We start from the raw sequence: 18,501 nt of genomic DNA on the forward strand, positions 1-18,501 counted from the left end.
AATTCTACACCTCATTAATCCCATATTCGTCAATCTTCCGGTAAAGCGTTGTTAAGCCTATGCCGAGTAACCTAGATGTTTCAGTTTTATTCCCTTTAGTATGAATTAACACTTTTTGGATGTGTTGTTTCTCTATTTGCTGAAGATTAAAGTTGTTTTCCATAGGCGCAAATTCGAAAAATTCCATAGGCAAGGCTGATATATTTAATTGATCTCCATCTGATAGAATAACCAATCGCTCAATCACATTTTTGAGTTCTCTCACATTTCCTTTCCAGTTATATTTTTCAAAAACACTCAAAATTTGATCATCTAGTTTAAGTTCTGGATGATTTATTTTTATTGAAAATTCATTGAGGTAATGTGCCGCCAAAGCCGGAATATCCTGTTTTCTCTCTCTTAGTGGAGGAAGAATTATCGTAAACACAGATAAACGATAGTATAAATCCGATCGAAATTTGCCTGATGCAGCATCTGCTTTTAAATCTTTATTGGTTGCCGCCAAAATGCGAACGTTTACTTTTTGGGTATTGGTATCGCCAACTTTTATAAAACTTTGATTTTCTAAAACCCTTAATAATTTGGCCTGCAAATCAAGATTCATCTCACCAATTTCATCAAGAAAAAGTGTGCCGCCATTTGCTTCCTCAAGCAAACCTTTCTTATCTTTATTAGCGCCGGTAAAGGCTCCTGCTTTATAACCAAAAAGCTCACTTTCCAGTAAATCTGGACTAAAACCACTGCAATTTAAGGCAACAAAAGGTTTGCCAGATCTAAGGCTTTCTGAATGAATGGATTGAGCAAAAACCTCTTTACCTGTTCCGGTTTCACCTAAAAGTAAAACAGTAGTATCAGTTTTGCTAACTCTTTTTGCTAAATCAATTGCTTCTTTTAAAATTTTAGATTGACCAATAATTGTAGAAAATTGATGCTTTTTATTAGCCTTATCTTCATGCTCAAAAATTCTGTATTGAAGATTTGCTTTATCCATTGCCTTGTATAGCAAGGGAATAATTTTGTCATTGTCATCACCCTTAACCAGATAATCGAAGGCACCATTTTTTATGGCCAAAACACCATCTGCAATGGTGCCGTAAGCCGTTAAATTAATTATTTCAACATAAGGCTTAATTGCTTTAATATCTTTTACCATGGCTACGCCATTCACATCTGGCAATTTAACATCACTAATTACGATGCTTACTTCATTGTTTTTTAGAAGTTTCAAACCTTCTTTGCCGGTATTGGCCTGCAAGGTTTTAAATCCCTCCAATTCAATAATTCTGGAAAGCAGACTGCAGATTTTCTTTTCATCATCAATGATGAGGACAATGCCATTCATAGGTTGAATTTATGATGCAATATTAAAGATAAAACAGGAATTTGGGCGGATAATAATTTCTACCTTTTTTATTTCCTCTGCTTTAAATAAAACCATTTTAAGCATATTTGTTGCACAAAGCAAAATCTATGTTTAAAAGAATAATCCTAATCATCATCCTGTTTTTTTTCATGTATTCTGGTTGGGCTCAACAAATTCGGCCAGCTAAATCAGCAGAAATTTACAGGGAGTTGAAAACATTAAAACATATTCCCAAAGTACTTTATTTGGCTGCACATCCCGATGATGAAAATACTGGTTTGTTATCATGGTTAATTAATGATCAAAATGTAGAAACAGGTTATTTATCATTAACAAGGGGCGATGGAGGACAGAATTTATTGGGAACCGAACAAGGCGCAGCATTGGGCTTAATTCGTACGCATGAACTTTTAGAAGCTAGAAAACTTGATGGAGCACAGCAGTTTTTTACCAGAGCTATTGATTTCGGATTTTCAAAAAATACGGAAGACACTTTTAAACAATGGGATGCAGATAGCATTACTGCCGATGTGGTTTGGGTAATTAGAAAATTCCGCCCAGATGTAATTATATGTCGTTTTCCCCCAACGGCTGCGGCAGGTCACGGGCAACATGCAGCTTCTGCGGTAGTTGCCGAAAAAGCTTTCAAAGCAGCTGCAGATAAAAATATGTTCCCAAATCAATTAAAGTATGTAGATGTTTGGCAACCCAAAAGATTGCTTTGGAATACTTTCCGTTTTGGCTCAACCAACACAACTTCTGAAAATCAATTGAAAGTTACAGTTGGCCAATATGATGCACAATTGGGCATGGGTTATGGAGAATTAGCTGGCTTAAGCAGAAGTTTGCACAAAAGTCAAGGAGCGGGAACTCAATCTGTTGCGGGTGTGCGGACAGAATACTTTAGTCATGTTTTAGGCGTTCCAGCAAAGGAATCATTATTCGATAAAGTTCCTTTGAATTGGTCTGAAAAAGGCATTGATAATATCGATGAACTGATCGATATCATTCTTCTATCATTTGATTACAATCATCCTGATAAAAGTTTACATGGTTTATTAATGTTGCGAAAGAGAATTGCAGAGATTCAGGATGTTAATTTAAAACGTGATAAACTTGCAGCAATTGATCATATTATTTTAAGCTGCTCGGGTTTTATGGGCGAAGTAGTTACTAATCAGGCTGAAGCCATTGCCGGGAACAGTTATAATTTTAGTTTGAATGTTGTGTCTCGGTCATCATCTCCGGTAATACTCGAACAAGTCAACTGGATTAATCAAACCGATGTTTTAAACAGAAGGATTTCAGGTGATTCGCTCATTACAATACAGCGCAAAATTCAAATCCCAATAAATACTGTATCAACAGCGCCGTATTGGTTGGAGAAACCCGCAAAAGATGCGGCTACTTTTAGCGTAAACAATGATACGCTTATTGGTTTGGCAGAGACTGAATCAGCCTTGAATGTATCACTTTTACTTAAAATAGGAGCGGAAAAATTCAATGTGAAATTACCACTTTCATATAAGAAATTAGATCCGGTTAAAGGCGACGTGGTAGAACAATTGAGGATCGTTCCTGCAATGGATTTAAGTTTCGTAGAACCTGTATATTTCGCATCAGATAAAGAAGATTTAAAAATCACATTGCGATTAAAAGCAAACAAATATATCAATTATGGTAAGGTCAGTTTTAAAATTGGTAATTTAGTTATAGCAAATTTTACGGGGATTAACCTGCAGGAAAATACCATCACCATTAAAGATTTTGTAATTCCAGCAAGTGAGTTGGCGAAAATAAAAACAAACCAAAATAAGTTAGAAGCCGTTTTTTCGTCAGAAAATAGTGAATTCACTCAAGGTCAGGTTTTAATTCAATATCCGCATTTACCATCGCTGCAATATTTTGTGCCTGCCTCAACCTGGCTATTAAAAGGAAACGTTAAAATTTTGGCAAAAAAGGTTGGATATATTGAAGGTGCTGGCGATTTAATTCCAGAATTTTTGCGCCAGGCCGGATTACAGGTTGATGTTTTAAACAAAGCCGATATTTTGAACCCCGCTAAATTGGCCACCTACGATGCAATTATAACTGGTGTAAGGGTGATCAATACAGAAAAGAGAATTAAAAATTGGCAGAATGCTTTAAAAGGATATGTTGAAAATGGAGGAACAATTGTAATGCAGTACAATACTACTCAAGATATGGCTTTGCAAGACTTTGCTGTTTATCCATTGAATATTAGCAATAAAAGAGTTACTGAAGAAAACGCCGCGGTTAAATTTTTAAATCCAAATCATAAACTTTTAAACTACCCTAATAAAATTACTGCTGAAGATTTTAATGGATGGATTCAAGAACGTGGTGCATATTTTCCAGATAAATGGGATGATAAATACGAGCCGCTTTTTGAAATGAATGATGCAGGAGAGGAGCCTTTAAAGGGATCGACCTTATATGCAAAATACGGAAAGGGAAATTTTATTTATACACCTTTAGCTTTTTTCAGGCAATTGCCAGCTGGAAATATAGGTGCTGCAAGGTTGTTTTTTAATTTTATTTCAGCAGGGAAATAAGATGAAAAATCAGCTCAAAAATTGGAATACCTGGTACATTTTGCTTGCGCTTGCCCTAATTTTTCAAATTGTTTTCTATTACCTTTTTACTAAATTTTGGGCATGAGTAATATCGATTGGTTAGTACTCATCTTTACTTTATTGGCTGTTGTGGCTTACGGCGTTTTCATTGGTCGCGGACAGAAAAGCAATGAATCTTACCTCAAGGCCGATAATCAAATGCCTTGGTACATTGTGCTTTTAGGCATTATGGCCACGCAGGCAAGTGCAATTACATTTCTATCAGCTCCTGGTCAGGCCTATACCGATGGTATGCGCTTCGTTCAATATTATTTTGGTTTGCCATTGGCGATGATTGTAATCTGCATTACATTCATTCCTATCTTTCAACGATTGAATGTTTATACTGCTTACGAATACTTAGAGCAGCGATTTGATAAGAAAACCAGGGTGTTAACTTCTCTTTTGTTTCTCTTTTCCCGGGGATTATCAACCGGAATCAGCATTTATGCGCCAAGTATCATCCTATCAAGTGTTTTAAACTGGAACATCTATTTAACCAACGTTTTAACAGGCGGAATTCTATTGATTTACACGTATGTTGGCGGGGCAAAAGCGATAGCACATACGCAAAAATTACAATTTTTGATCATTTTAGGAACCATGGCGTTTGCAGGATATTTACTGGTTCAAAACATGCCTAATGGGGTAGGCTTTAGCGACGCACTGTATCTTGCAGGCAAATCAGGCAAATTAAATGTAATTACTACAGAATTCGATTGGAAAGATAAATACAATATATGGAGCGGGTTAATTGGCGGATTTTTTCTGGCACTCTCTTACTTCGGAACCGATCAAAGTCAGGTAGGGCGATACATTACCGCCAAAGATAATACAAACGCAAAAATGGGTTTGTTATTAAATGGTTTGGTTAAAATTCCAATGCAATTTGCTATTCTTTTAATCGGAGCATTACTATTCGCATTTTTTTCGTTGAAACCTGCGCCAATCTATTTTAATGAACGATCTTATCAATATTTAAAAGAAACACAACCACAACAAGCTGCGGTTTTTGAAGGAGAACATAAACTCTTGGAAGAAAAATTCAATGCTCAATCTAAAGCTATTCTTGAGCAAAAAGAAAGTCATTCTGCAAGCTTGGAAACTTCAATTACAAATTTTAAAGAAACTCAAAAAGACGTTAAAAATTTGCATGCAAGGGTAGAAGAGGCCATCAATAAATCGAATTTTAATGCAGAAAAAACTGATACCAATTACATTTTTTTGTACTTCGTAAAAAATACGCTGCCTGTTGGGATGATCGGGTTATTGTTCGCTGTGATTTTCTTAGCCAGTTGGGGTTCCATTTCAGCAGCTTTAAACTCGTTGGCTGCATGTTCATTAAAGGATGTTCATTTGATTTTCACTAAAAAGGAATTAGACGATAGTACAGAATTAAAATATAGCAGGCTTCATACATTGGGTTGGGGAATTTTCTCTATTGCTGTAGCCATGTTTGCCACGCAAATGGGTTCGCTTATTGAAGCTGTAAATGTTTTAGGCTCGCTTTTTTATGGTCCTATTCTGGGGATCTTCCTGGTGGCGTTCTACTTTAAAAAAATCAATGGGCCTATCGTTTTTATTTCAGCAATTTTATCAGAAATAGCCGTTATCGCCGTTTATGAATTTGATGTGGTGTCGTTCCTTTGGTTAAATGTAATTGGCGCTGCAGCAGTTATTATTTTTTCGACTTTGGGATTATTATTTTATCGTGCCAAAGCTTTAAATTCGTAAAATCAAAAACAACAAAAACAGATAAATAATATTACTACTATGAAAACGATGATTAAATCAATCGCTTTGCTTTTTACCGCAATAACGATCTCAACAGGTGCAATTGCACAAGATGCTCAACCAAAACCGAGTCCTGCCGCTACGGTAACAGGAAAGGTTAAAAATGCAAACATCACCATTAATTACAGTAGTCCTGCGGTTAAAGGACGTAAAATTTGGGGTGGTTTAGAAGCTTACGATAAAGTATGGCGTGCTGGTGCAAATGAGGCAACGACTTTCGAAACAGATAAAGATATTATGGTACAAGGTAAATCACTTCCTGCAGGCAAATATAGTTTCTTTTTAATTCCTAAAGAAAGTGGTACCTGGACAGCTATTTTCAACAAAGAGCCAAAACAGTGGGGTGCATATAAATATGAAGAGGCTAAAGATGCTTTACGCGTTGATGTAAAAACTAAAGCTTTAAAAGCTACTCAAGAACGTTTGGTTTACAAAATTACTAAAACTGGTTTCTCTTTAGATTGGGATAAAGTTTCTGTTCCGGTAATGATTAAATAAGCTGATCCTTAAAAGAAATAGAGCCATTTCGAAATCATCGGAATGGCTTTTTTGTTGCTTGTAATTTGCTTTGTAAAGAAACTAAAACATAACAATCACTTCATGTTAAAATGTTACTTTGGGCTAATTTTATCATCAACATGAAAATAAGTTTCAAAATAATAACATTACTACTTTTTGTTAAATTAAACGTTTTAGCACAATCTAAAATAGGATTAAATACAATAGGCAATAATAAGCCGGTTGATTTAGTGAATGTTTTTTTAGGTTCATCGGGAGATCATGGGCAAATGTCGCCTGCTGCTTCTTATCCTTTCAGTATGTTGAGCATTGGTCCGCAAACTTACCCAAAAACACACACTGGTTATGAATACTTAGCAAAGAAGTTTGAAGGTTTTACACACAACCGTTTTGAAGGTGTGGGCTGTCAGGGTTCTGGAGGAAATATCTTTGTAAAGCCTTTTTTAGGCGATGATCCTAAACAAACCGAATTGATCAAATCTTCTGAAAAGGCAGGTCCTGGTTATTATGAAGTGGGTTTTGAAAATAAAATTAAAGTGAGCTTTTCGGTTTTAGGTAATGCCGGAAGACATGTTTATCAATTTCCAAAAGGGAAAAAAGGTGTTTATTTGGATTTGGGTTATGCCTTCAATGGCGCTTTCGTTGCAGAGGAGCATGTGATCAATCAAAATTCAATTTCTGGATGGATTGAATCCAAAACCACTTGCGGCGTAGGTAAATATAGAATTTACTACCATTTGATTGTAACTGGCAATGTAAAATGGACGGAAATTTCAGATCATAAACTGATTGTTAAATTAAATGAGAAATCAACCTTCGCTGAAATAAATGTTGCATTGTCTTCTGTAAGTATGCAAGCAGCTGAGTTGGCAATAAATAATAAAACATTTGCTGAAATAAAATCGCAAAGCATTGCCGATTGGAATGCTAATTTATCCAAAATTGAATTGAAGGGAGATTTGAAAGATGCTAAGTTATTTTATTCGCTTCTATACCGAACCATGCAGTCGCCTTATGTCATTTCAGATCAGGATGGGCAATACCGAAACACTAAGGGAGAACTGCAAAAGGACAAACAAATCCGCTATAACGGCTGGGCCATTTGGGATAATTACCGCACACAACTGCCTTTACTTTCAATCATTATGCCTGATCGTTACGCTGGAATGGTTACATCTATTGCTGATTTATACAACTCGGGTAAAAAAGATTACGCAGGACAAAAAGAGCCCTCAAACACTGTCAGGTCAGAGCATGCCATTGTGGTATTACTCGATGCCTATCGCAAAGGTTATCCTGTCGACTTTGCAAAAATTGCCGATTCTTTAGAAAAGGAAGTCAAAGGCTTGGATTACAAATCGCCAGATAAAGCACTCGAATCAAGCTATGATAATTGGGCAATGGCCGAGATTTTCAAGATCTTGAAAAATCCACAGAGAACCGAGTTTTATAAAGCCAAAGCGCTGGAGTACAAAAAATACTGGAACAAAGACTTTAAAGATTTGAGCAAACGTGATGTAGATCAAATGCAGGCCCGTGGCTTATATCAGGGTACCATTTGGCAATACCGCTGGTTTGTTCCTTATGATTTTAAAGGCTTAATGGAATTGGATGGGGGAGAAGAATCTTATCTGGCCAAGCTGGATGAATTTTTTTCCCGTGATTTATATAACCATGCAAACGAACCGGATTTACAAGTACCGTTAATGTATAATGTAACCAAGCAAGGTTATAAATCTCAATACTGGATGCATCAATTGGCTGCTGATACCGTAATCCAAAATTATTTTAATGATAATAGCAGAGGCATTGGAAGTTACATCGGTAAAATTTATCGCAATCAACCAGATGCTTATTTGCGCACCATGGATGATGATGCAGGTGCCATGAGTGCCTGGTACATTTTTACTGCCAGTGGTTTTTCTCCTGCTTGCGTGGGCTGGCCGGTTTACTTCTTAAATGTACCGTTATTTTCATCTATAACTTACAAGTTATCAAAGGGAAAAACTTTTAAAGTGGAGGTAGAAAATTTCGACTTAAGGAACAAATATATCAAGCAGGTATTCTTGAACGGAAAATCGCTCAATAAAAATTATATCACACAAGAAGATATCAATGCTGGAGGCGTCCTCAAAATCGTTGCTTCATCAATTCCTGTAAAAATTTCGACTACAGAAAATTGGATTTCAACTATTGAATAGATCTTGCATGGATTAACGAATGTAAAACTTTAATTTTTTGCTTAGTTGAGAAAACAAAACGATAAAATGCATGTTTTTCAAGTATAAAAAGATATGACATGGCACCTTTAAAATTGAGCGAAGAACAAAATGCTACATTAAGCAACAAAAACACAATAGAACAAGAAAATGATCAGGCACTAGAAATGCATCCTGAAGCGTATAAAGTAAAAGGACCTTCTCCTGAAAAAATGAACACCGTATCTGCATCTTTAAGATCTTATGCACACGGCCTATACGGTCTTCTATAATATCTATCTATAAAAACTAAAAGTCCTACTTGTAAAAAAGTGGGACTTTTTTTGTTGAAGAACCCCTCTTTACTAAATAATCATTCCCGCATCTTCTAAAATCTTATTGAGCATCAGTGATTTTGCTATGCAGCTTAATTTATCTGAAATCACCTATTTAGAGATATTCTCTGCTGATTTTCGTATTTATTATTTGCTTAGGTAATCATTGTAGCAATAATTTTTTTTTCCAAAAGGATCACTTCGGATTAAGATAATATGCAGAGTTATCACTTAAAAATTTTATAGGAGAATGAGGTTGAGAAAAAATGATGTATTCATAGATTTTACAACACAACCCTATGCTATATTTTTGACGAAATCAGCTGAAATTATAAAAATAATCGATCATTAGTCATTATGTGTCGATAAAATTCATAAAATCTTCAAAATTATAGTAGATATTTGTTAGTACTCTTATATCCCGAGAGGCTATCCCTATTATGATTAAAGAATTACAGGCGCTTAAAGTGAGCACATGCCCACCATGCCCAAAATGCAGGAACCACGAAACCTACCGCATCCCGAGAACTTATTTATTTAGAAATATTTTGAATTTTATTCATGTAAAACGCTATCAATGCGATAGATGTTTTAATAGATTTCACGCCATCTATGGAGGGAAATAAATTATTTTAAGGGATCTGCAAATCTTTTGATAACTGCCAGACCTTGAACTTACATAATACATCCACTATTGTAATTTATTAAGTGTTAAAGTATGTTTTGGAAAAGAAAAAACTTATAACTTCTATATCATTAATGGTGTGTTAAATGGGTAAGCTAAAATAAAAAGTTGATCCCTGATTAATTTCACTTTCTAGCCAAATTTTACCGTGATGCCTTTCAATAATTTCAGCACAAAGGTATAAACCAATTCCAAAACCTGATACTGTTTGCGGTTGGTTCAATACCCGGTAATAACGTTCAAATAGTTGATGCTGATCTTCAGGCATGATACCAATGCCTTCATCACGAACCAATACAATGGCCGATTGATTATCAATATGACAGGAAATTTCTATGGTGCTACCAATTGGAGAATATTTAACTGCATTGGATATAAAATTATTGATTACTTGTCCAATCTTTTCCCTATCGGCATTTACATAAATTTGTACTGTTTTAAAAACAAATTGATGGCTGTTAACCACCACATTAAACTCTTCTTCAATCTCATTTAATAAAAGAGATAGGTCAAAATTTTCTGCTTCAATATGAATTTTTCCTGATTCTAATCGGGAAACATTTAAAAAGCTATTGATCATGTTAACCATCTTTTTCGATTGATTATTGGCTTTTTCCAAAACACTTAAAGCAAATCCATCATCATTCTTACTGGCTTTACTTTGCAAAAGTTGAATATATGCAGTTAAAGAGGTTAGCGGTGTTTTCAACTCATGACTCACCATGCCAATAAAATCATTTTTACGCTGCTCATCAGCTTTAACCTCTGTAATATCCGAAACAATGCTCACCATTTTAATGGCCTGGCCATCGTTATTGTATCGGGCTTTTCCGTGTGCGCTTACCCAATGGATAGATCCATCTGGCCAGCTTACTTCATATTCTGCCTGGTAAACCGTATTGTTTTTAATGGCTTCATCCATTAATGTTTTTATACTTTCCCTATGTGGAGGAAGCATGACTTCAAAAAGGTCATTATAAGTAAACTTTTTGTCAAGCGGCCATCCAAAACAAGCTTTAAAACGGTCATTACAAATCATGCTTCCTGTAGAAATATCAACTTCTGTCGAACCTAATGAACCGGCCTCAATGGCAATGTTTAAACGGGTATTAATTTCAATTACTTCTTTTTTTGCATTTACCTGTTCTGTAACTTCTGTAACTACCTGTAAAATGCTATCAGTGATTTCAGCGTTTCCTTTTACAGGTTGATAAATGAAGTTAAAATATCGTTCTTCGGGTATTCCATTTTTTAAAATGTATACTTTGTTCTCTATTCCATAATAAGGTTGGTTTGTTGCCAATACATTCTTTAAAATATCAATAAAGGGTTGGTTGGCTAATTCCGGAAGTACCTCAATAAATTTTTTACCATCAACGGGTTCTGTTTTACCCCAAATTTCCAGCATTTTTCTATTGGCACTATCAATAATAAGCTCGTCAGTTTTAAAAACATTGATGGCTACCGGAGCCTGTTGAATCAAAAAACGGAATTTTTGCTCACTTTGAGCCAAATTTTCGAGTAGCATGGCCATCTTTTGTGTTGATGTCACTTGCTCTGTTACATCCAATAGAACACCACTTAAACGAATGGCAACATTTTGCCTATTAAAAAGTGCTTTACCTTTTGCCCTTACAATGCGGCCTTCATTTGAATTAGATAATTGAATGGTGTAAGTAATATCGTAATGCCCGCCATACTCAGGATTTAAAGCTTTTTGAATAGCAAGAATAACCTTGTCTCTATCCATGTCATGAATAACATCGGTTGCTTTATTAAGTTCTATTTCATCATCTGGTTGTAATCCAAACCAGGTCTTGGTTAAATTATTTCCCGTAAATCGACCCGTGGAAGGATCAAGGTCGAAAGTGCCTAATCCTGCGGCATCAATGGCAAGCTCGAGCTCATCCTGACTAATCCTTAATTTTTCATATAGAGAAGACAACTCCAGATTAAACCTGGCCTGTTCTTCGTTTGAAGCAGATAGCTCTTCATTTATCGCAACCATTTCTTCGTTGATGGTTGCCAATTCTTCGTTTAATTCTTGTTTTTCTTGCGCTGCAATTTCAAGCGCTTGCTTAGCCAATACTACATCAGTGACATCAGCGGCAGTATTCATTACGCCATATATTTCACCAGCTTCATTTTTTAATGCAGTAAAAATATAATTGAAATAGAAAATTCTCGGTACCCCATTTACCACTAATTTTAAACGTTGATTTCGGGCTTCAAAAAAAACACCTGTAGTAAATACCTGATCGAGCTGCTCGAAAATGGCTTGATTATCCAGCTCTGGAAGAATGTCTGCATAACGCTTTCCTATTACATCATCGCCTTTTCCCCACACCCCAATAATTGAAGCATTGGCAAATGTAATAACCATTTCTTTGCCTGTATAAACACCAATAGGAAAAGGTGCATTTTCAATGATACTTCTGGTGCGGTACTCACTTTCTGCTAAGCTTGTTAAGGTTTTTTCTAATTTTGAAGTGCTTTCATAAAGCAACTGATTGCTTTGAGTAAGTTCTTCATTTGTGGCCGCCAATTCCTCATTTGCTGCCAAAATTTCTTCATTGGAAGCCTCTAATTCCTGATTTAAATAAGCGATGGTTTTAATTCGCTCCGCTACCCTTTGTTCCAGTGCCTCATTAAGGGTTTGAAAATTTTCTTTGCTCTGCTGAAGTGCTTCATTCGTACTGCTCAACTCTTCCATCGAACTAGCAAGTTTTTCATTTATGGCCGCCAGTTCGATATTAATCTCTTGCTCATGTGCCAAAGCCTGCTCTTTTGCTTCGCTTTCAATTGCTATATCTCTGGCACTATTTAGTTCGGTAACATCGCTAGTGGTATGTAATATATAATCAGTTTCCCCCACTTCATTTTTAATGGCTTGGTATATAAAGTCGAAATAAAAAACCTTCAATTCTCCATCTACGAAAAGTTCAGCTGGTGTGTTTTTACTTTCGTAAGTTTGGCCGCTTTTCCATACCTCTTGTAATATGCCAATAAACGGTTGACCTACAATTTCAGGTAATGCCTGAGAAATAGTTTTACCAATAACTGATTGGTCTTTTCCCCACAATGCAATCATGGCGTCATTCGCAAAATGAATATAAATATCCTCACCCGAATATATGGCGATAGCGTTTGGCGCTTGAGCAAGGATGTTTATAATCTTCGTATCAGTAAACCGTGTAGGCAAAGGATTCATTAACGTTTCTTTTTGAGGTCAAATAAAATGGTATGAAGATTATAATTAACGGTAAAGCGTTAATTTGGTTTGATAATTTTCAAGATTTTTTCGATATATTAAGTTTTGCTGGGTTCTTGAGTGAGAGAACTTCACTAGTAATCAAGGTGAGTGAAGTGGGAGTCTTGCCAATATTTTTGAATCATATAAACATTTAGGTATAGTTATTATTATGTATCCCAAATTGTTAGTTATCTGATGAATATTTGCAAAAAGCAATATTCATCAGATAACTAAATTTGTATAATTTGCGGGGTGTGATTTAATATTCATGTAATTCATTTCGCAATTTAACACAATGCCGATGCTATAGTAAGGTAATAAAGCGTTAACAGATGAAAGCTGTCCCGAAAGGGATGGCTTTTTTTTTGGTTTATACAGTTGTAAGTACTCAGAAACTTCTTCAGTCTCATCAAAGAAAAAACCAGTAAGATCCTTCTATATACCGCCTGATTGACTACAGGAAGTTAGACATAAGGATTAACGTAAATTGGTACACTTAAAAATCGATTTACGAAGTTATCATAGTTTGGTTGCGGAAAACTTTGTCAGTCTGTACAGTTTTTAAAAGTGATCAACACAACTACTCTAATAATTTGTTGTATAGGAGAAGAATTCAGGGGTATTTTTTACTACAACAATTTACATTATGAGGGTTAGCGCAGGAATATTACTTTACAGGAAAAGTATTTCAGGAATTGAATTTTTTTTAATACATCCTGGTGGACCAATTTTCGCCAAAAAAGATTTTGGTGTTTGGTCTGTTCCCAAAGGAGAATTTGAGCCAGATGAGGCCCCGTTACATGCAGCAATAAGAGAATTTGAGGAAGAAGTTGGAACAAAAATTGATGGCGAATTTTTGGAATTAACACCAATTGTACAAAAAGGAGGGAAAAAGGTATTGTGTTGGGCAGTTGAAGGCGATTTAGATCCTACGACTTTAGTAAGCAATACTTTCGAAATGGAATGGCCACCAAAAACTGGTAAAAAGCAGCACTTTGTCGAAGTGGATCGAGGCGAATGGTTTAACTATGAAAATGCCTGTAAGGCCATTAAAGACCGGCAAATTCCGCTGTTGGATGAACTTTTAGCCAAACTCAATTAAGCAAGAAGTTCAAAAGTAAATGAGTCTTTTTCTGTTCCATTTATTATAATAGAAATTTGATGATCTCCCAGGTGAAATTTTCGAGTGGTGATCAAAACGAACTTCTGTTTGCGAAGAACACTTATTTCTGCTCCCGCAGGATAAATCCGCTCTGAAATTTTAAACACCTTTTTCGTGTTTTGCCCATTTTGCTTTTTATAATAAATGGCATATTCCAATCTGATTTTTTTCTCAGCTGTATTCTCATTTTTTACAATGAAAGAAAAGGTTAGACTTTCACCAATTTTTACTTTTGGGGTAAGTATTTCAAAGTCTTTCACTACTATACCTTTATCATCCAAGCCATAGTGTTGTAAAATTTCCGCATAACCTTGTTTCAGTAGCGTTCTGCTTCCATGTTTAATAATTGCATCCGTTTCACCGCTCAAACCTGTCCAGCTTTTGGCCATATCGAGCACTATTTGAGGATGATCTTTTGCAATATCGTTCAAACTGTTGGCCACACTTCGCCTTACATATTCTGAAGGGTCTTGTTTAAGATTATTTAAGATCGGTAAAATTGAAGATGGATCTTTTTTGAGAAATGGAATTGCCATTGCCCAGGGCAATCTTGGCCGGCTGCCTTCACTTGCCAATCTCCTCACTTTGTGATTTTCATGTAAAGACCAAGTCAGCATTTTTTCAATCATTCGTTGCTCGTATTTTAAAATGAAAGGTCGAACGGCAAATTCACAACTCACAAACTGAGTAACGAATTCCAATGCTTCAACCGATTCTTCAAAATGATCAATACCAAATGTTTCCAGGTAATCTGGTAAAAACATAAAGGCCAATCCATCTTCTCCAATTCCTTTAGTCCGCAATTCTTCAATAGTTTTTTTGATAAGGGAAACCGTTTCTACATAATCTTCTGGCATAAATATCTTTAATACCAAAGAAGTATGCTTCATGCGCTCTTTCAGTTCCTTCGATTCAAAATCAGGAACATAAATGTTTTGTATAAATTTATTTTTGTCGAAATGAGGAATAGTGACGGCTAAAGCATTAGCCAGTCGATTGTAAAAGGTGGGGGAGTATAAATCTTTGAGGAGCATAATATTTTCGTTTAAGCAAACTTAAATCTTAAATGATATAAATTATTTAAATACTTTAAACATTATTTTATCACATCATCTATTAAATAAGTTAAAAATATATTTAAAGGGTAATAATTAAGGCTTTTCTTTAGCAAATTTGTTAATCATTAAAAATTAAAATACATGAATATTGGATGGATAGGTCTGGGCAATATGGGAATCCCGATGGCAGCTCAGCTCATAAATGCAGGTTATAAAGTTTCAGTTTACAATCGCAGTAAGGATAAGGGAATTGAATTAAATAAATTGGGTTCAACAATTGCTGAAACGCCAAAATCTCTTTTGGAAAATGTGGATATTGTGATCATCATGGTATCAGATGATGAAGCCATCAAGCAGATTTTCGAATCTGAAAACGGTTTACTTTCAGCCGAGGCCTCTGGAAAAATCATCATTAATATGAGTACAGTTTCTCCAGCTGTTTCTAAGGCGATGGATCAGAAAAGCCAGCAAAAGGGAAATGCATATCTGGACGCACCTGTTTCTGGCAGTGTAAAACAAGCTGAAACCGGTCAGTTAGTGATTGTGGTTGGCGGTGATGAAACGGTTTTCGAAAAAGCAAAACCCGTTCTTGATACTTTAGGTAAACTAACATTGCGTGTGGGAGAAACAGGAGCTGGAAATCAAGCCAAGCTGGCGATCAATTCTTTATTGGCCTTGTACGCTCAAGGTTTAGCTGAAACGGTTTTGTTTGCCAATAATAATGGAATTAAAACCGATGACCTTCTAAACCTGATTAATAATGCAGCTATTGGAAATATTTTCACCAAAATAAAAGGTGATGCCATTCTTGCTGATCATTATAAACCAGCATTTGCTTTAAAGCATATTGTGAAAGATTTAAGGTTAGCCAGAGACGAAGGCATTTCATCGCCATTGGCTGAAACTGCCTTAAAAACCTTTGAAAGTGCTGAAGCAGCATTTGGAGAAGAAGATTTAATCGCGGTAATTAAATCTTTGTAATAATGGCTTTTGAAACCCTGAAGTATTTATAATAATTAAGATTTTTGAAATCGTTCCTTAGGAACGTATCCCCGGTAGGAAAAAAGATGTTTTTCCGTTCGTTTCATAGGAACGTTTAGTGGTTTTACATTGTATTCTCCCCATTGAAGGATATTAATATCAATCATGGACGTCGTAAAAGATTAATTTGAGAGCTAAAATTATTCCAATTTATAACCAAAAAACTTTTTTTAAAAAAAAAATTAGGTAATATTTGTATCGTACGAAAAACATCGTACCTTTGGTTATGAAGAATGATCAATCTGATAATACTTTGCCAGAACCAACCAAAGCTGAACTAGAAATTCTGCAGGTGCTTTGGGAGTTCGGCCCGTCTACGGTTCGCTTTGTAAACGATACATTGAATCAAAATAGGGAGGTGAATTATACATCGACATTAAAGCAGATGCAGATCTTAACCGAAAAAGGAATTTTAAAACGTGATGAAAGCCAAATGAAACACATTTATATTCCTGTTGAGGCAGAGGAGAAAACTAAAGTTCAATTATTAGATCGTTTCGTAAACACCTTGTATAAAGGCTCTGCATCGCAATTAATGATGCAGCTTTTGGGCAATGAAAAAACTTCGAAAGCAGAAATTGAGGAGATTAAGCGGCTATTGGATGGCATGGATTAAATTTTAAAAATTCTAAGGAACCACGACAATGAATTTTAAACAAATTAATTTTTTACCTGAAAATTGGCTAAATGCTTTAGGTGCCACATTATTTCATTCTTTATGGCTGGGTGTAGTTCTTGCTATATTTGCTGGTGCCATCATGTTTGCCACCCGAAAAGCTAGCGCAAAATTACGTTACAATTTACTTACAGGAAGTTTGTTCCTATTCGTTGTTGCTATTTCCATTTCATTTTATTTAGAATTAAACACTCATGCGGTTGAAACCAATATTAAAAAAGCAAATGAACTAAGCATTCATTTATCAACATTGAATGATAATCAAATTAATATTACAGGATTGCAGTTTGACTTATTCACAATCTTGACTAATTTTTTGAGTGTTTGGAATTCGTATGCCTTTCAAATTGTATTGATTTGGTTTTTAGTAATATGTGGTAAGAGCATACAATTGTTGGCGGGCCTAAGCAGTATTCATCATCTGAGGAACAATCAAACTTATGCTGCTGGTAAAACTTGGGATGAACATCTGGATTTGTTGTCAGATAAACTTGGTTTACATCAACAGGTAAAAATGGTACAATCTGGTATTGCAAAGGTGCCAATGGTAGTTGGTCATTTTAAGCCGCTTATTTTAATTCCGTTGGGTTTGTTAAATGGACTAAGTACCGTAGAGGTAGAAGCCATTTTAGCACATGAACTGGCTCATATCAAGCGTAGAGATTATCTGGTGAATCTATTGCAAAGCTTTATCGAAATTGTATTCTTCTTTAACCCTGCGGTATTGTGGGTATCGCAACTTATTAGAACCGAACGCGAACATTGTTGTGATGATTTGGCCATTTCTTGTGTAGACGATCGGAAAAATTATGTTAAGGCCTTAATTTTTTGTCAGGAATTTAAGCAGTGTGCACCTGCTTATGCCATGGGCATAAATGGCAAAAACGGAAGCCTGCTGCATAGAGCGAGCAGGATGTTATTGAACACCAATTCAACTTTAAACAAAATGGAAAAGACAATATTAACTATCGCACTGGTATCTACTGTGATATTTACTGCAGCTTTTAAAAATATAGGCCATGCAGCATCATTAAATAAGACAACCATTTCTACCTCAATTTTAGCTATGCAGGATACGGCAAAGAAAAATAAATCTGCCGACCAGATGGAAAAGGAAATTGAACAGAAAATGAAAGCTGCAGAAAAGAAAGCTACGGAAAAAGGTAAACAAAGAGAAGATAGGGATAAAAGAAATCGATCTTATAATCAATCTCAAGATAATAATGATGAAGTAATTAGACAAGCAAAGATAGATGCAAAGCAAGCCGTTATTGACGCGGAAGTGGCAAGGAAAGATGCAGCGCAAGCAATTATAGATGCCAAAGTAGCAAAGGAGGACGCCAAGCAGGCTGTAATTGATGCGAAAGAAGCTGAAATTGATGCAGCACAATACGCTAGAGAATACAAAAATGATCAGAAACCTCCAAGAGCGCCGAAACCACCACGTCAGGCAAGACCAAGTGCCGTGCCTGTTTCTCCTTCACCACCTACACCTGGAGCATACGCTGTTCCAGCAACTCCTCCTACGCCTCCAACTCCTCCCAAAGTGAGCGGTAGCTATACTGTTAATGATGGGAATAAAATCAGTGCCGAATTATTAAAAGACGGATTGATCTCGAACACAAAAACACTTTCATTTTCGCTTGATAAAAATAATCTTATCATAAATGGCGTAAAGCAAAAGGAAAGCATTCATAAAAAATACAGCGAAAAGTATTTAGAAAATGCTAATCAATCGATGAGTTATGTTAGGGTAGATAAAGTAACTAAGAACTAGTTTG

At 35.7% G+C, this 18,501-nt stretch carries 12 protein-coding genes; 9 read left to right on the forward strand and 3 right to left on the reverse strand.

From position 1 onward, the window contains the following. Window positions 1-4: 4 nt before the first annotated feature. The gene (locus LUA91_RS06425) at window positions 5-1,342 is read right to left on the reverse strand and encodes a sigma-54 dependent transcriptional regulator (RefSeq protein ID WP_231425201.1); all 1,338 of its coding nucleotides are present in this window, start codon (window positions 1,340-1,342) and stop codon (window positions 5-7) included. A gap of 128 nt (window positions 1,343-1,470) precedes the next feature. On the opposite strand from LUA91_RS06425, the gene LUA91_RS06430 reads away from it, so the two are divergent. The 5 genes from LUA91_RS06430 (at window position 1,471) to LUA91_RS06450 (ending at window position 8,803) form a co-directional block, all read left to right on the forward strand. Continuing rightward, window positions 1,471-3,939, forward strand: a complete 2,469-nt coding sequence (locus LUA91_RS06430; protein ID WP_231425202.1) for a PIG-L family deacetylase — start codon at window positions 1,471-1,473, stop codon at window positions 3,937-3,939. Window positions 3,940-4,041: 102 nt separating this feature from the next. Next, on the forward strand, window positions 4,042-5,733 hold the full coding sequence (locus LUA91_RS06435; RefSeq protein WP_231425203.1) for a sodium:solute symporter: 1,692 nt from the start codon (window positions 4,042-4,044) through the stop codon (window positions 5,731-5,733). A 48-nt stretch (window positions 5,734-5,781) separates the two neighbouring features. Continuing rightward, window positions 5,782-6,291 (forward strand): DUF2911 domain-containing protein, encoded by a 510-nt coding sequence (locus LUA91_RS06440; protein ID WP_231425204.1) that lies wholly within the window; start codon window positions 5,782-5,784, stop codon window positions 6,289-6,291. 140 nt (window positions 6,292-6,431) lie between these two features. Beyond that, window positions 6,432-8,513 carry a glycoside hydrolase domain-containing protein gene (locus LUA91_RS06445; protein WP_231425205.1) on the forward strand — a complete coding sequence of 694 codons (2,082 nt, stop codon included), beginning with the start codon at window positions 6,432-6,434 and terminating at the stop codon, window positions 8,511-8,513. Window positions 8,514-8,611: 98 nt separating this feature from the next. Then, a complete protein-coding gene (locus LUA91_RS06450; RefSeq protein ID WP_231425206.1) occupies window positions 8,612-8,803 on the forward strand; it encodes a hypothetical protein in 192 nt (63 codons plus the stop codon). Window positions 8,804-9,612: 809 nt separating this feature from the next. On the opposite strand, the gene LUA91_RS06455 is transcribed toward LUA91_RS06450, so the two are convergent. Continuing rightward, complete coding sequence (locus LUA91_RS06455) at window positions 9,613-12,741, reverse strand: PAS domain-containing protein (RefSeq protein ID WP_231425207.1); 3,129 nt, start codon at window positions 12,739-12,741, stop codon at window positions 9,613-9,615. A gap of 688 nt (window positions 12,742-13,429) precedes the next feature. On the opposite strand from LUA91_RS06455, the gene LUA91_RS06460 reads away from it, so the two are divergent. Then, entirely contained in the window at window positions 13,430-13,885 is a 456-nt protein-coding gene (locus LUA91_RS06460; protein ID WP_231425208.1) for an NUDIX domain-containing protein, read from the forward strand. Here the strand turns inward: LUA91_RS06460 and LUA91_RS06465 are convergent. Continuing rightward, window positions 13,882-14,979, reverse strand: coding sequence for a DNA alkylation repair protein (locus tag LUA91_RS06465; protein ID WP_231425209.1), 1,098 nt, complete (start codon window positions 14,977-14,979; stop codon window positions 13,882-13,884). The genes LUA91_RS06460 and LUA91_RS06465 overlap by 4 nt on opposite strands. A 165-nt stretch (window positions 14,980-15,144) precedes the next feature. Here LUA91_RS06465 and LUA91_RS06470 point away from each other — a divergent pair, with 165 nt between their 5' ends. The 3 genes from LUA91_RS06470 to LUA91_RS06480 all read left to right on the forward strand — a co-directional run bounded on the left by LUA91_RS06470 (window position 15,145) and on the right by LUA91_RS06480 (window position 18,497). Continuing rightward, window positions 15,145-15,984, forward strand: coding sequence for an NAD(P)-dependent oxidoreductase (locus LUA91_RS06470; RefSeq protein ID WP_231425210.1), 840 nt, complete (start codon window positions 15,145-15,147; stop codon window positions 15,982-15,984). A 286-nt stretch (window positions 15,985-16,270) separates the two neighbouring features. Beyond that, entirely contained in the window at window positions 16,271-16,660 is a 390-nt protein-coding gene (locus LUA91_RS06475) for a BlaI/MecI/CopY family transcriptional regulator (RefSeq protein WP_231425211.1), read from the forward strand. A gap of 28 nt (window positions 16,661-16,688) precedes the next feature. Next, window positions 16,689-18,497, forward strand: a complete 1,809-nt coding sequence (locus LUA91_RS06480) for a M56 family metallopeptidase (protein WP_231425212.1) — start codon at window positions 16,689-16,691, stop codon at window positions 18,495-18,497. Window positions 18,498-18,501: the final 4 nt, after the last annotated feature.

The organism is Pedobacter sp. Leaf250, from assembly GCF_920984735.1.
In the GTDB taxonomy this organism is placed as follows: Bacteria; Bacteroidota; Bacteroidia; order Sphingobacteriales; family Sphingobacteriaceae; genus Pedobacter.